A 14639-nucleotide genomic window follows, 5' to 3' on the forward strand; every position below is an offset into this window, starting at 1 on the left:
CCGGCCCCGACGCCGGTGCATCACGGGAGCCGTGCTCCCGGTCGACGGCGGCACCAGCGCCTCCTGCGGCACGCCCCGACCTCTATGACACCAAGGAGTACCCAGCCATGAAGATCGCCCTCGACCCGTACATGATCCGTGACGTTCCACTGCTCGAACTCCCCGCGGTGGTGGCCGAGCTGGGCTACGAGTGGATCGAACTCTCCCCCCGCGAGGACTTCATCCCCTTCTTCCGCCATCCGCGCGTCGACGACGCCACCGTGCGCAAGTTCCGCAAGGAGCTGGGCGCGGCCGGCGTCGGCATCTCCTCCATGCTGCCGCTGTTCCGCTGGTCGGGCCCGGACGAGGACGCCCGTCAGGCAGCGGTGCGCTACTGGAAGCGGTCCATCCAGATCGCCGCCGACCTCGGCGTCACCAGCATGATCTCCGAGTTCAACGGCCGTCCCGAGGACGCCGACCGCAGCGAGGCGCAGTTCTGGAGGTCGATGGACGAACTGCTCCCGCTCTTCGAGCAGGAAGGCATCAAGCTCGCCCTGGAGCCGCACCCCGACGACTTCGTCGAGAACGGCTACGACGCGGTCAACCTCATCCGCGGCATCAACCACCCCGACGTCACCTTCCTCTACTGCGCCCCGCACACCTTCCACATCGGCAACGACGCCCCCGGCATCATCGAGTACGCGGGCGACCTCCTCACCCACGTCCACCTCGCCGACGCCTTCGACCACACCGCGTCCTCCGGCAACCGCTACATCCTCAACCCGCCCGGCACCCCGGCCCGCATCCACCAGCACCTCAACATGGGGGAGGGCGAGGTCGACTTCGACGAGCTGTTCCGGGAGCTGAAGGCGAACGGCTTCGACGGCACCCTCACCGCCTGCGTGTTCGCCTGGGAGGAGAAGGCGAAGGAGTCCTCCGTCCTCATGCGCGAGAAGATCAGGGAACACCTGACCACCTGGAAGTGACCTCGCGACGGTCACGGCGCCGTCGGCGGGGGAGCCGAAACACCCCCGCCTTCCGGAGGACCCGAAGGCAATCCAACCTTGACGGTTCGTCAGTGAAGGAGCGGCTTGATGAAACGGGCGGCGTCGGCGACGCCCTCGACGGCGTCCCGCACGGGGTCCTCGTTCTCGACGCTCACGACGTCGTCGTAGCCGACCTCGGCCGGCGCGCCGATGAACGGCGCCCAGAAGCCGGTGCCGGTGCCGGTGCCGTGGCCGACCGTGCGGAAGGTCCAGGCTTGCTCCTCGGGGGTGCGCGAGGCGTGCGGCACCGGCCTCGGGGTCCCGGTGGTGGAGATCGGCCGACCGCCGCACGAGACGGTGTTCGACGCGATGCACACCGCCGACGACGTGGGCGCCCGCCTCGCCGTGGACCATCTCGTCTCGCTCGGCCACCAGGACATCGTCCACGTCGACGGCGGCGAGCAGCCGGGTGCCGCCGAGCGCCGGGCGGGCTATCTGGACGCCATGCGCCGTCACGGACTGGGCGGCCGGGCGCGGGTGGTCCCCGGCGACTGCACCGAACGGTCCGGCTCGGAGGCGGCACGGTCACTGCTGGCCGCCGGTGCGCTCCCCACCGCCGTGGTCGCGGGCAACGACCAGTGCGCCATCGGCCTCCTCGTCGAGCTGCGGCACGCCGGGGTCGACGTGCCCGGTCGGGTCTCGATCGTCGGGTACGACGACAGTCGTCTCGCACGCCTCGCCACATCGACCTCACCACCGTGCGACAGGATGCCGAGCAACTGGCCCGGTTCGCCGTCCGGGCCGCCGTCGAACGGCTGGACGGCGAACCGGGCGCTGAGACAAGGGAGTTCAGCTTCACCCCCCCCACCTTGTCGTGCGCGGCGCGACCGGACCGGCGCGCTGACGTCCGAGGGCGGCGCCATCTCGTGACAGTGGTTCCCCGCGGTCAGGCTTGACGGGCGCGGGGCGCGGGGCGCGGGGCGCGGAGCGGGCGGCGCTGCGATCGAGCAGGGCAGGGTCCGTGCGTCCGCGATGCGGTCGAGCCGGAGGGTGTGGTCTTCGCCGATCCGTGTGCACGCAGGTTGCGTTGGTGGTGTCGGCCGTCGCGGAGTTCGCACGCCGACCGTCCTTGGGCGGGATGCCGTGGTGTTCACCGCCTTCGGGTTGGCTCTCGGTCATGGTACGACCACGGGCGGTGCTGGGTGCGTGCGAAAATCCACTGGTTGATCGCCGATGCGGAGATGGTGTGCCGACCGCCGCACCCGGGGGAGGGGAGCCTCGCATTGCCCTGTCGTCGACTGGCCCGAGGTGGCCCACTAGGCGTGCAGGCCGGCGCCCCGGGCTGAGCATTCTGACGAACTGTCGGACGAGGTCTGCGCGGGTGAGGCCCACGCAGTCTGCCGGCGGGGTCGGCCAGGACTTGCACGTTCATGCCGTGCCTCTTGTGTTTGCCGGAACAGAAGGGCTGGTCAGCCGTGATGCGGTCGATCGGCAGGAGGGTTCCGTCCAGGAACACGAAGGCTTTGCGGGAGGCGGCGCGTACCGCTTCGGCGAGGTCGGGAGCGAGGGGGGAGCCGACAGTTCGACGGCTTCGCTCACGTACCGGTGGACGGTCCTGAGGCTGATGCCGAAACCGGCGGCCAGGTAGGTGTAGGTGTGCCCGCATCGCAGGTGGGCCAGGACCAGCAGGCCTGCCGTGCCGTTCCGAGCCGGCGCCACCGCGTTCCGCGTCCACGACGCAAGGCTGCCAGTGGACAAGCTGCGGTGCCCCGCTGCCGAGCGACCTGAACCGTCCTGAGGGGAGGGACGAAGGGCTCCGCACCGGCACTCAGAGCGCAGGCAGTGGAAGCGCGACCCGTCGTCCCAGACCGAACTCCTCGGCCTCGTCATTGCTGACGACCGCAATGGCTCCCGCAGGAACCCCAGGCAGCGTGGCCACACGGGACGCCACCGCCAAAAGATCCCTGTCACCGGCTCCGGTGACGAAGAAGACATAGACGTCCTCGTCCTCCTCTCCCTCATCGAAGACTTCCACGTCACCCTGGTCTTCGAGATCGGACAGGAAGTTCTCGACCTCCTCGATCCAGGGAAACGGGTAGGAGCCGTCCGGCAGACCGGGCGTCGGCAGCAACGGCACGTGGATCTCAACAACCAGGGTGGGCACGAAGACATCCTGCCCCAGAGCTTCCGCCCGGCTCGACCAGGGGCGACCCGCGTCAGCAGCCCCACTGAGGTTGGAAAGGGCTCACTGCCCAACATGGTCGCCGCCGGTGATCAGCCGCCATATGCCCTCAGTGAAACCCGCTCGATTACCCCCTGATGCTGACGGTGAACCATATCGATACCACTGGAGGAAAAGGGCGGATCAAAGTGAGTGGGATGGCTCGCGCCGAACCGTTCGCGATAGCTTGACCCCAGCTCGGATTCGTCGATCGGTACGTCGGTGGATCGCCTGACGGCCCTTTCGCCGCGGGTGGCATCTGTCCTGGATCTGGCAGGAGTTGTGTCGTTCGCCCGGGATGGCCCATGGACGGCTCAGGGCTTCTGGCTGCACCTTTGGTACTGCCCCGGCTGTCCTGCTGGGCAAAGATCGGCTGGGGCAATGCTTCTTTCGCTGATATATGTGCTGTGCTTTGTCTGGTTTTAAGAAGGCATCGTTGTTCGTGTGCGGAGGGCTCGAATGGTGGGCAACGGCAAAATCCTCGATTACCTCAAGTGGGTCACCGTGGGAATCGCCCTGACTGTCGAGCGCCTTAGGGAGAGCAAGGAAAGCCGGCCCGAGCAGATCGCCATTACCGGGATGGGGTGCCGTTTCCCCGGCGGTGTGGAGTCGTCGGAAGGCCTGTGGCGACTGGTGACCGAGGGCCGGGACGTCGTGTCTGACTTCCCGGCCGACCGTGGCTGGCCGCTCGTGTCGTGGAACGTCGCCGTACCCGGTGAACCCGCGGCCGACGCCGCTTCATTCGGCATCGCACCGCGCGAGGCACTTGCCACCGATCCGCAGCAGCGGCCACTGCTGGAGATCGCCTGGGAGAGCCTCGAACGGGCGGGCATCGACCCCGATACGCTGCGAGGCAGTCGCACCGGGACGTTCGCCGGAATGATGGGCTCGGACCACGCCTTGTCCGGGATCCCCGTACCGACCGACCCCACCGGGCACCTCATCACCGGGGCGTCGGCCAGTGTCGTCTCGGGGCGTGTCTCCTCCACCTTCGGTCTGCGCGGCCCCTCGACGACCGTGGACACCGCCCGTTCCTCCTCGCTGGTCGCTCTGCACCTGGCGGCACACTCCCTGCGATCGGGCCAGTGCGCGCCGGCACCGGTCGGCGGGGTGTCGGTGATGTCCGCCCCGACCCTCTTCTCCGCGTTCGCCCAGCACGGCGGCCTCGCACCGGACGGGCGCTGCAAGTCCTACGCCGCCGCGGCCGACGGAACCGGCTGGAGCGAGGGCGCCGGCGCGCTGTTCGTGGAGCGGATCTCGGACACGCGGCGCAACGGACAACGGGCACTGGCCGTTCTGCGCGGCTTCTCGGTCAACTCCGACGGCGCCTCCGATGCCCTCACCGCTCCGAACGGGACAGCGCAACAACAGGTCATCGAGGCGGCGGTGGCCGCAGCCGGACGGTCCATGGACGACGTCGACACGATGGAGGGGCACGGTACCGGCACCAGACACCGCCCCGGGCCGGCTGCTCGCCGACGACGAGACGAACGTGGCCCCCGACGACGAGACGAACGTGGCCCCCGCCGACGTCGACCGGTGGCGCCTCCACGTCGCCTTCACCGCGTTACGCCCGAGCCCGCTGTTGCGTGAAGTACCCGAGGTCCGCGAGATCACGGCGCGGGCGACGGTCGCGGTGGAACCTGCCTCCGGGGAACGGCCCCTTGCCGAGCGGCTCACCGCGCTGTCCGAGGAGGACCGCGCCCGTCGGCTGCTGGACCTGGTCGGTGCGCACCTCGCGTCCGCACTGGGCCACGCACGAGGAGGCATGGCGACGGACCGCACCGTCCAGTTGCTCGGCCTCGACTCCGTCACCGGAGCCGAGCTCCGCGACCGGCTCGGCGCCGCGACCGGTCTGACCCTCCCGGCCACCACGGTGTTCGACCACCCGGCACCCACCGTGCCGGCCGGCTACCTCGCGAGCCGGTTCGCCGACGGCGCCGAGGCACCGGACGACGAGTTCGACCGGCTGACGACGAGGCTCTCGTCGGCGGGCACGGCCGAGCGAGCCCACCTCACCATGCGGCTGCGGTCCCTGCTCGTGAAATGGGGTGACTCCGGGGAGAACGGCACGGACCCGGCCGAGTCCCTGCGGACGACCGAGGACGACGAGCCTTTCTCGTTCATCGACAAGGACCTGGGAGTGTGATGAGCACCAGCAACGAGGAAAAGCTCCGCGACTGCCTCCGCAGGGTCACGGCGGATCTCCACAGGACCCGCCGACGGCTGCTCGAATCGGAGCCAGGGGACCGGGAGCCGATCGCGATCGTCGCGATGAGCTGCCGGTACCCGGGTGGTGTGCGCTCCCCGGAGGACCTCTGGGAACTGGTCCACGCGGGCCGCGAGGGCATCTCGCCGTTCCCCGCCGACCGCGGCTGGGACCTGTCCGCCCTGTACCACCCGGATCCCGACCACCCCGGCACCACCTACGTCCGAGAAGGCGGATTCCTGCACGACGCCGTCGAATTCGACGCCGCGTTCTTCGACATGTCCCCGCGCGAGGCCCTGGCCATGGACCCGCAGCAGAGGCTGCTCCTGGAGACCTCGTGGGAGGCGTTCGAGCGCGCCGGGATCGACCCGGGCTCCTTGCGCGGCAGCGACACCGCGGTGTTCACCGGCGTCACCCACCAGGACTACCGGTCACGCCTGCGACAGGCGCCCGACGAGATCCGGGGCCATCTGGTGACGGGGAACAACGCCAGTGCCGCGTCCGGTCGCGTGGCGTACACCTTCGGCCTGGAAGGCCCCGCGGTCACGCTGGACACCGCCTGCTCGTCGTCCCTCGTGGCGCTGCACTGGGCGGCACACGCACTGCGCTCCCGCGAGTGCTCACTGGCCCTGGCCGGCGGGGTGGTGGTGATGTCCTCGCCCGAGATGTTCGTCGAGTTCGGCCGGCGACGCGGACTGTCGCGGGACGGCCGGTGCCGTTCCTTCGCCGCGGACGCGGATGGTTTCGGCTCCGCCGAAGGGGTGGGCCTGCTCCTGCTGGAACGCCTCTCCGACGCCCGCCGCAACGGACACCCCGTCCTCGCGCTGGTCCGCGGCTCCGCGGTCAACCAGAACGGCGCCTCCAACGGACTCACCGCCCCGAGCGGACCCGCCCAGGAACGGGTCATCCGACAGGCGCTGACCGACGCCCGGCTGGCCGCGTCCGACGTGGACGCGGTGGAGGCGCATGGCATCGGTACCCATCTCGGCGACCCCATCGAGGCACAGGCACTCCTCGCCACCTACGGTCAGGGGCGGGAGCGACCGCTGTGGCTGGGGTCGGTCAAGTCGAACATCGGGCACGCCCAGGCCGCCGCGGGCGCGGCGGGCGTGATCAAAATGGTGATGGCCCTCAAGCACGGGATCCTGCCCAGGACGCTGCACGCGGACGACCCGTCGCCGCACGTGGACTGGTCTGGGAACCTCGCGCTGCTCACCGAGCACGTGCCGTGGGCGCGGGACGACGGACGCCCGAGGCGGGCCGCGGTCTCGTCCTTCGGAGTCAGCGGTACGAACGCCCACGTGATCCTTGAAGAGGCCGGGCCAGAAGTGGCAGGGGCACGGCCCGCCGCCCCCGACCTGGTGCCGTGGGTGCTGTCCGGCAGGACACAGGACGCCCTGCGCGACCAGGCGGTCCGGATGGCCCGGTCTCTGCGCGCCACGCCGGACGTACCGGTCGCGGATGTCGCGTACAACCTGGCCACGACCCGTGCCGTACTCGAACACCGTGCCGTGGTGGTCGGGAACGATCCCGCGGAACTGCTGCGCGGGCTCGACGCGCTGGCCACGGGCACGCCCGCCGCCCACGTGGTGCGCGGTGCCGCGACGACGACCGGCCGGGTCGCCCTCGTCTTCCCCGGCCAGGGCACGCAGTGGACCGGGATGGCCCGTGAACTGCTGGAGACGGAACCGGTGTTCGCAGCCCGGATGGCGGAGTGCGCCGAAGCGGTCGGCGGGTACGCCGACTGGTCGGTCCTCGACGTGGTGCGGGGCACCGAAGGCGCGCCGGGAGCGGACCGGGTGGACGTCGTCCAGCCGGTGCTGTTCTCGATCATGGTGTCGCTCGCGGACGTATGGCGCTCCTACGGCGTGGTGCCCGAGGCTGTCGTCGGGCACTCCCAGGGCGAGATCGCGGCCGCCTGCGTGGCGGGAGCACTGTCGCTGAGCGACGCGGCACGGGTGGTCGTGGTGCGCAGCAGGGCGCTGCGGCGGCTGTGCGGCCGGGGCGGGATGCTCTCGGTGGTCGCACCGGCCCCCGATGTGACGGCCATGTTGCAACCGTGGGACGGTCGGCTGTGGGTCGCGGCGGTGAACGGTCCCACCGCGGTGGCGGTCGCCGGCGACGCCGACGCCCTCGACGAGTTCGAACGCGAACTGTCCCGCCGGGGCCTCATGCGCCGGCGACTGGCCGGAGTCGACTTCGCCGCGCACTCCGCGCACGTCGACGACATCCGCGCCGAGATCGAGGCCGGCCTCACGGGCATCACGCCCCGCGAGAGCGACATCCCGTTCTACTCCACGGTGGACGGTGCCCGGCTGGACACGACCGCGCTGGATGCGGAGTACTGGTACCGCAACCTGCGGCACGTCGTCCGCTTCGAGCCCGCGGTCCGAACACTGATCGGCGACGGGTTCACCGCCTTCGTCGAGTCGAGCGCGCACCCCGTGCTGACCGTCGGAATGCAGGACACCGCCCACGCGCTGGGCGTGGAGATCGCCGCCGTGGGCTCGCTGCGCCGGGACGAGGGCGGGCTGCGGCGTCTGCTCATCTCGCTGGCCGACGCCCATGTCGCCGGCGTCCGTATCGACTGGACCAGGGCGTTCGGCGATACCCCCAGGCCTCATGTCGACCTGCCCACCTATCCTTTCCAGCGACAGCGCTACTGGCCGGCGAACACCGCCGAACCCGCCGACGCGGCCGGCCACGGGCTCGACGCCACCGGGCACCCGCTGCTGGGCGCCGCGCTGGCACTGCCGGAGTCCGGCGGCGTGGTGCTCACCGGACGGCTCTCGCAGCGCTCCCACCCCTGGCTGGCGGACCACACCGTGTTCGGCTCGGTGCTCGTACCCGGCACCGCTCTCATCGACATGGCCATCCGTGCCGGGGACGAGGTCGGCTGCGGTCACCTCCGTGAACTCACCCTGGAGACACCCCTGATGCTCCCGGAGACCGCCGGTGTCCACGTCAGAGTGTCGGTGAAGGCCGCGGACGAGTCGGGTGACCGGGCGCTGGGCATACACAGCCGCCCCGGGGACGCACCGCCGGGCATCGGCTGGACCCGGCACGCGGTCGGAGCCCTGAGGCCGAGTGAGGCGGCGGAGCCGACGGCAGCGGTCACGGAATGGCCGCCCACCGGCGCCACACCGGTGAACCTGGACGGCTTCTACGACCGGCTGAGCGAGGTCGGACTGGGGTACGGCGCCGCGTTCCGGGGGCTGCGGGCCGTGTGGCGCCACGGTGACGAGATCCTCGCCGAGGCGCAGCTGCCGGAGCACGCCGAGACCGGAGGCTTCGGGCTGCACCCGGTCCTGCTGGACTCCGTACTTCAGGCACTGCTGCCCGATCTCCTGGACCGGGGGTCCGCAGAGTCGGGACCGGGACAGATCAGGCTGCCTTTCTCCTTCGCCGGAGTGAGCCTGCACGCGGTCGGCGCCGGCCGGGTGCGTGCCCGGATCTCGCCTGACGGTCCCGGTGCGGTGGCCGTCGAGGTGACCGACGACGCCGGACAGCCGGTGGCGTCGGCGCGGTCGCTCGTGACGAGGGCGGTCACCGCCGGACACCTGGGCGGGGTGAACGACTCGCTGTACCGGGTGGAGTGGACGCCCGTCGCGGCCGGGCCGCCGTACTCCGGCCGGTGCGCGGTCCTGGGGACCGACACCCTCGGCCTGCGCGCAGGACTCGAAGCGGCCGGAGCCGCGGTGGACGTGGGTACCGGACTGGACGCGCTGGGGGAGGGCGTGCCCGATGTCGTGATCGTGACGGTCGACGGCCGCGACGGCGACACGCACAGGACCCTGCACAAGACGCTCGAACTCGCACAGTGGTGGCTCGCCGACGAGGCGTTCGCCGGATCGCGGCTCGTGGTGCTGACGCGCGGCGCCGTCGCCACCCATGGCGGAGAGGATGTACCGGACCTCAATGCCGCGCCGACATGGGGTCTGCTGCGAACCGCGCAGTCCGAGCACCCGGGCCGGTTCGTCCTGGTCGACATGGAGGACGCCGAAGACCGCGAGAACCTGGACGGCACGGTGACGGACCGCGGCCGGGCGCTGGCCGGCGCGGTGGGCTCCGGTGAGCCGCAAGTGGCCGTCCGCGGCGGCGTCCTGCTCGCCCCACGACTGGTCCGCGCCGCCTCGGCCGACCGCCTGACTCCGCCGTCGGGCTCGCGTACCTGGCGCCTGGAGACAGTGCGGGCCGGCACGATGGGCCGCCTCGCTCTGGCCGACCATCCGCGGGCACGCGAGCCGCTGCCCGCCGGGCACGTCCGGATAGCCCTGCGCGCCGCCGGACTCAACTTCCGCGACGTGCTGAGCACCCTGGGCATGTGTGACGGGGCGGTCATGGGCACCGAGGGCGCCGGGGTCGTGCTGGAGGCCGCTCCCGACATCACCGACCTCCGGCCCGGGGACCGGGTGTTCGGACTCCTGGCCGGAGGCGCCGGACCGGTCGTGGTGGTCGATCGGCGCACGCTCGCCGTGATGCCGGACGACTGGTCCTTCGTCGAGGCCGCGTCCGTGCCCGCCGCCTTTCTGACGGCGTACTACGGCCTGGTCGACCTGGCGGGTCTGCAGCCAGGGGAGTCCGTCCTGGTGCACGCGGCGGCCGGCGGTGTGGGCATGGCGGCGGTCCAGCTGGCCAGACACCTCGGCGCCGAGGTGTTCGGCACCGCCGACCCCGCGAAGTGGGACGTGCTGCGTTCCTCGGGGCTGGCCGAGCGGCACATCGCCTCCTCCCGTACGACCGACTTCGAGGCGCGGTTCCGCGAGGTCACCGAGGGCGCGGGCGTCGACGTCGTACTCAACTCGCTGGTCCGGGACCTCGTGGACGCGTCCCTGCGGCTGCTGCCGCGCGGCGGCCGGTTCCTGGACATGGGCAGGACCGACATCCGCACGCCCGCCGACGTGGCCGCCGCGCATCCGGGCGTGACGTACCGCGCGTTCGACCTGCTGGAAGGGGGTCCGCAACGGATCGGGCAGATGCTCGGCGAGATCGTGGGGCTGTTCGAGAAGGGGGCCCTGCGGCATCTGCCGCTGACCACCTACGACATCCGCCGGGCACCCGAGGCGTACCGGTACATGAGCCAGGCACGGCACATCGGCAAGATCGTGTTCACGATCCCGGCCGCGCTCGACCCCCAGGGCACCGTGCTCGTCACGGGCGGCACCGGCACGCTCGGCCGAGCGATGGCCCGGCATCTCGTCACCGGACACGGCGTACGGCGACTCGTGCTGGTCAGCCGGCAGGGCATGCGGGCTCCCGGAGCGCACGCCCTGGCGGCCGAACTGACGATGCGGGGCGGGGACGTCTCGGTGAGGGCGTGCGACGTCACCGACCGCGCCGCCCTCGCGGATGTCCTGGCGGCCGTGCATGCCGACCACCCGCTCACCGCGGTCGTGCACACCGCGGGAGCCCTCGACGATGGTGTGATCGAGTCGCTGACACCGCAGCGGCTCGACACGGTGACCGGCCCGAAGCTCGACGCCGCGCGTCATCTGCACGAACTGACCCGGGGCGCGAACCTGGCGGTTTTCGCCCTGTTCTCCTCAGCGGCCGGACTGCTCGGAGCCCCGGGACAGGGGAACTACGCGGCCGCCAACACTTTTCTGGACGCGCTCGCCCACCACCGGACCGCGCACGGACTGCCGTCGGTGTCGCTCGCCTGGGGTCCGTGGAGCGAGCGCAGCGGACTGACGAGCCACCTGGGCGACGCCGCACTGCGCCGCAAGGCCCGGCGTGGAGTGCTGGGACTGTCCACCGAGGAAGGCCTCGCCCTGTTCGACGCCGCACTGGGAACCGGCGAACCGGTAGCGGTACCGGTCAGATTCGACACCACCGCGCTGCGCGGCAGCCGGCTTCCGCTGCTTCACGGCGTCCTGGGCACACCGATCGGGCGAGCCGTACGCAGCACCGGTGATCCGCGCTCCCTGACCCGACGGCTGCTCCCCCTGCCACCCGGTGAACGGCATCAGGCGCTCGTGGACCTGGTGCGCGGCCACGCGGCGGCGGTGCTCGGCGTCGCGGGGCCGGACGAGATCACGGCCCGCCGGGGCATTCAGGAGCTGGGTTTTGACTCGCTCACCGGCGTCGAACTGCGCAACCGGCTCAAGGCGGCGACCGGCCTGCACCTGTCCGCGACCGTCGTGTTCGACTACCCGAGCGCGTTCGCGCTCGGCGAGTTCCTGCACGCACAACTCGTCCCGGACGGCGAGGCCGACCCGCAGGGCGTGTTCGCCGTGCTGCACGGACTGGAGAGCGCCCTGGCCGGGCTCGCCTCCGACTCCCCGGCCCGTGCGCGGGTGATGGCGCGGTTGAAAACCCTCGCGTCGGCCGAGGACGGGGCACCACCCGCCGACGGGCGCGCCCTCGACACGGCGACCGACGACGCACTGTTCCACATGGTCGACGACCAGGCCGGAGTGTGATGACACCTACCGAACGACGAGAAACTCCGCCAGTACCTGAAGTGGTCGATCGCCGACACCCGACAGCCCTGGCTACTGGTCGAGAGGGGTGGAGGACGCGATCACGCCCTTCCCGGCGGACGGGGCTGGGAGGGTCCTCGAACGGGCCGGAATCGACCCTGAGCCGCTGTGCGGCACCCCGGTCGGCGTCCTCGTCGGCAACGGTGGCCTATGCCTTCGGCTTCGAAAGACAGGCGGGGACCGTCGACACGGCCTGCTCGTCGTCACTCACGGCACTGCATCTGGCGCGTCACGCGCTGCGCCGGGAGGAGTGGCCGGCAGGGTGACCGTGATGGCCTCACTCGTCGTCTTCACCGAGTTCGGCCGACGGGGCGGGATCGCCCCCGGACGGTCGGTGCAAGGCGTTCTCGGCCGGGGCGTACGGGGCCGGGTTCGCGCAGGGGTGTGGGCACGCTGTTCGGGAGTCCGGCAACGTCAGCGGCAACCCGTGGCGGCCTCAGCGCTGTTGCCGCAGAGGACGTCGTCGATGCCCTCGATCACTTGCGGTCCGCCTTGGGGCGCTGCAAGAGCAGCGTATGGTCGTCCAGTGTCCCTGTACCACCCAAGTCCGCTTCGGGCTCCGGAGGTTCGGGGGCGTGACGCATGCCGGCGAACGGGTTGCGCCAGAAACTGGAGCGGGGGGTGCGCCAGCTGTGTCGCAGGGCGAGAGCGCGCAGGCCGAAGGCGAGGACCGCGGCTGCCGGGGCCGTCCATTCGTTGAGGAGCTGGAAGTAGTGCAGGACGGCGACGCTGCCGGAACCGACGAGTGCGGGGAGCGCGTACAGGTGCCGGTTCGAGCGCAGCAACGGCGGGATCTCCATGGCGAGGACGCTGCTGACGAGCCCGCCGCCGACGGCGGTGGCGATACCCAGGGTGGCGGCGGCCTCCGGGTTGAGTCCGTACGCGAACGCTTTCGTCGCGCCGGTGACGCTGAACAGGCCGAGTGCCGCCGCGTCGAAGAGGTCGAACGCCCTCTCGTGGTGTTGCAGACGCGCGTTGTAGAACACCACCAGGCCGCCGATGATCGGCGTGCAGAAATACCCCAGGTCGCTGAACGCTACGGGACGTACGCCGATCACCAGGTCCCGGAAAACGCCGCCGCCGAGGCCAACGGCCTCCGCGAGCATCACCACGCCGAAGACATCGAAGTCCTTGCGTACGCCGAGAAAGGCACCGGACAAGGAGAAGGCGAGTATTCCCACCAGATTCATCGCGTACTGCACGTTGCCGAGCAGTCCTTCAAACGACATCCACGTACTCCTGGTACTTCTGCGTGCGTTGTGCGTCAATCCGGCCAGGTGTATCGGTTTGTTCCATCACGCTGCCTCAGAGATCTCGGTCCCGCCCCCGTCGATCGTGATCAGTGCTTCGGAGAACGCGGTCCGGGTGCAATCCGCATACTGGAGAACGCCGCGCACTCCGTATTCCGTCGCGGTAGAGGTGTCGACGGTCCACTCGTCCTTCACGATAAGTAGGAATTTCGCGGCGCATGCGTTCGGCCAGCTCCGCAGCATTTCCAAGGTGGCGTTTCCCGAGGTATCTATGACGACCACGAAGATATCGTTCTCATCGACTCTGTCGGCATCGGCCTCGGACAGGCGATGGTCCTTGCGTACATAGTCGAGCAGGCCTGCACGGTAGAGGGGGTCGGAGGCGTGAATCGCGACCCGAATCTTTCCCCGAGGCGAAGACATCAAAATTTTTCCCTTCGTGGTCGACTGCCTGTCGTCGTGCGCATCCCTGCAGCCCCCGGGTGAGAATGAAGCGCAGCGCGGCCGGTGGTCTCGCTACAAATCCCCGATGATTTATACCGTGTTGGGATCGGCGCCAACCTGTGGCCGAGTCTGGCACAGTCAAGTCGATGAGTCCCTGATTTCCCATGGGCTCGACGGAATCATGAACTTGAGTACAGCGGGACCTGCCCGCCTGTCGAGACAGGCCGAACGTATCCTTGGCAAGGCCGACTTCAGCGATGGGAAATCGGCCGGCACCCTGCCGACCCAGTGCGGCGGCCCCGTTGTGTCGAGCCGGCCGTCAGATGAGCCCGGAACGTATGGCGTACGAGACGGCCTGGGCGCGGTTGCGCAGTTGCAGGCGTTTCATCAGGCCGTACAGGGTGTACTTCACGGTCCGCTCCGAATAGGAGAGCTTCTGCGCGATCTCGGCCAGCTCCCGGCCCTCGGCAAGCAGACGCAGTACATCCACCTCGCGGTGGCTCACCCCGGACGCCGTCAGCCCATGAGGGGTGAGGACCTCGCGATGTATGCGCTGTACCTGCTCCATCAGTGTGCCCAGGAGCGCGGGAGGGAACGATCCGCCACCGTGGGCGACCGCCATCAACGTCCGGGCGAAGACCGGGGGAGTGAAGGAGTCGCGCCACAGGACGGCGCGCACCCCGCAATCGACCGCTGCCGAGACCTCGGCATGCCAGCGTCGTCCCACCACCACCACGAAGCGGGCATCGGGGCGGTTGCACAGGCCGCGCAGTAAGTCCAGGGCCGAGGTGTCCACCGTGTCCACGGCCACCACGGTTACGTCGGCATCCTGGGTGCTGCTGATCTCGGACAGTCTCCGGTCATGCTGAAAGAAGCTGACCAGACCGGCCCGGTCAATGGTGTCGGGTGCGTGTACGGCGACCCGGACCACGTCGGTGAGCGGCTGCTGAGGCATGGACTCTCCCTCACTGGAAGACATCGCTGTGTCTCCACGCGGATCAGGAGAACGATGCTGCCATGAACGGAGCCTCGACCTCCGCTCCAGCGACCCCCCTCGGCTAAAGGCAG

The 14639-nt window shown here is 70.2% G+C and carries 11 protein-coding genes and 2 pseudogenes; 7 read left to right on the forward strand and 6 right to left on the reverse strand.

Annotation, left to right across the window (positions count from 1 at the left end; all coding sequences use genetic code 11):
* Window positions 1–107: 107 nt before the first annotated feature.
* A complete protein-coding gene (locus AB0D74_RS43795) occupies window positions 108–965 on the forward strand; it encodes a sugar phosphate isomerase/epimerase (protein ID WP_362599969.1) in 858 nt (285 codons plus the stop codon).
* Window positions 966–1054: 89 nt separating this feature from the next.
* Here AB0D74_RS43795 and AB0D74_RS43800 read toward each other — a convergent pair whose 3' ends face one another.
* Window positions 1055–1273, reverse strand: a complete 219-nt coding sequence (locus tag AB0D74_RS43800) for a hypothetical protein (RefSeq protein WP_362599921.1) — start codon at window positions 1271–1273, stop codon at window positions 1055–1057.
* Between the two features lie 19 nt (window positions 1274–1292).
* Here AB0D74_RS43800 and AB0D74_RS43805 point away from each other — a divergent pair, with 19 nt between their 5' ends.
* Window positions 1293–1895: a substrate-binding domain-containing protein gene (locus AB0D74_RS43805; protein ID WP_362599923.1), complete on the forward strand. Its 603-nt coding sequence runs from the start codon at window positions 1293–1295 to the stop codon at window positions 1893–1895.
* A 463-nt stretch (window positions 1896–2358) separates the two neighbouring features.
* On the opposite strand, the pseudogene AB0D74_RS43810 reads toward AB0D74_RS43805, so the two are convergent.
* Window positions 2359–2704, reverse strand: a pseudogene (locus AB0D74_RS43810) (transposase family protein); the annotation flags it as partial.
* A gap of 89 nt (window positions 2705–2793) precedes the next feature.
* Window positions 2794–3129: a hypothetical protein gene (locus tag AB0D74_RS43815; RefSeq protein WP_362599925.1), complete on the reverse strand. Its 336-nt coding sequence runs from the start codon at window positions 3127–3129 to the stop codon at window positions 2794–2796.
* Between the two features lie 516 nt (window positions 3130–3645).
* Between AB0D74_RS43815 and AB0D74_RS43820 the strand changes: the two genes are divergently transcribed.
* The 5 genes and pseudogenes from AB0D74_RS43820 (at window position 3646) to AB0D74_RS43840 (ending at window position 12143) form a co-directional block, all read left to right on the forward strand.
* On the forward strand, window positions 3646–4779 hold the full coding sequence (locus AB0D74_RS43820) for a polyketide synthase (protein WP_362599927.1): 1134 nt from the start codon (window positions 3646–3648) through the stop codon (window positions 4777–4779).
* Window positions 4772–5335 carry a phosphopantetheine-binding protein gene (locus tag AB0D74_RS43825; protein WP_362599929.1) on the forward strand — a complete coding sequence of 188 codons (564 nt, stop codon included), beginning with the start codon at window positions 4772–4774 and terminating at the stop codon, window positions 5333–5335. The genes AB0D74_RS43820 and AB0D74_RS43825 overlap by 8 nt, the downstream gene beginning before the upstream one ends.
* A complete protein-coding gene (locus AB0D74_RS43830) occupies window positions 5335–11817 on the forward strand; it encodes an SDR family NAD(P)-dependent oxidoreductase (RefSeq protein ID WP_362599931.1) in 6483 nt (2160 codons plus the stop codon). Before AB0D74_RS43825 ends, AB0D74_RS43830 begins: the two co-directional genes overlap by 1 nt.
* Window positions 11818–11829: 12 nt before the next feature.
* Window positions 11830–11979 (forward strand): annotated as a pseudogene (locus AB0D74_RS43835) (polyketide synthase docking domain-containing protein); the annotation flags it as partial.
* The gene (locus tag AB0D74_RS43840; RefSeq protein ID WP_362599971.1) at window positions 11976–12143 is read left to right on the forward strand and encodes a beta-ketoacyl synthase N-terminal-like domain-containing protein; all 168 of its coding nucleotides are present in this window, start codon (window positions 11976–11978) and stop codon (window positions 12141–12143) included. The pseudogene AB0D74_RS43835 and the gene AB0D74_RS43840, both read left to right, overlap by 4 nt.
* Window positions 12144–12353: 210 nt before the next feature.
* On the opposite strand, the gene AB0D74_RS43845 is transcribed toward AB0D74_RS43840, so the two are convergent.
* From AB0D74_RS43845 to AB0D74_RS43855, 3 genes are all read right to left on the reverse strand, one after another.
* A complete protein-coding gene (locus tag AB0D74_RS43845) occupies window positions 12354–13106 on the reverse strand; it encodes a trimeric intracellular cation channel family protein (protein WP_362599933.1) in 753 nt (250 codons plus the stop codon).
* Window positions 13107–13172: 66 nt separating this feature from the next.
* Window positions 13173–13550, reverse strand: coding sequence for a hypothetical protein (locus AB0D74_RS43850; RefSeq protein ID WP_362599935.1), 378 nt, complete (start codon window positions 13548–13550; stop codon window positions 13173–13175).
* A 340-nt stretch (window positions 13551–13890) separates the two neighbouring features.
* A complete protein-coding gene (locus tag AB0D74_RS43855) occupies window positions 13891–14526 on the reverse strand; it encodes a response regulator transcription factor (RefSeq protein ID WP_362599937.1) in 636 nt (211 codons plus the stop codon).
* Between the last annotated feature and the right edge of the window lie 113 nt (window positions 14527–14639).

Origin of the sequence: Streptomyces sp. NPDC048278, from assembly GCF_040652195.1 — a bacterium.
Lineage (GTDB): Bacteria > Actinomycetota > Actinomycetes > Streptomycetales > Streptomycetaceae > Streptomyces.

What these genes read in the sequence shown, in the direction of transcription:
- AB0D74_RS43795 (WP_362599969.1), top strand. Translation starts at nt 108, where the DNA reads ATGAAGATCGCCCTCGACCCGTACATGATCCGTGACGTTCCACTGCTC.
- AB0D74_RS43830 (WP_362599931.1), top strand. Translation starts at nt 5,335, where the DNA reads ATGAGCACCAGCAACGAGGAAAAGCTCCGCGACTGCCTCCGCAGGGTC.
- AB0D74_RS43845 (WP_362599933.1), bottom strand. Translation starts at nt 13,106, where the DNA reads ATGTCGTTTGAAGGACTGCTCGGCAACGTGCAGTACGCGATGAATCTG.
- AB0D74_RS43850 (WP_362599935.1), bottom strand. Translation starts at nt 13,550, where the DNA reads ATGTCTTCGCCTCGGGGAAAGATTCGGGTCGCGATTCACGCCTCCGAC.
- AB0D74_RS43855 (WP_362599937.1), bottom strand. Translation starts at nt 14,526, where the DNA reads ATGCCTCAGCAGCCGCTCACCGACGTGGTCCGGGTCGCCGTACACGCA.
- AB0D74_RS43820 (WP_362599927.1), top strand. Translation starts at nt 3,646, where the DNA reads ATGGTGGGCAACGGCAAAATCCTCGATTACCTCAAGTGGGTCACCGTG.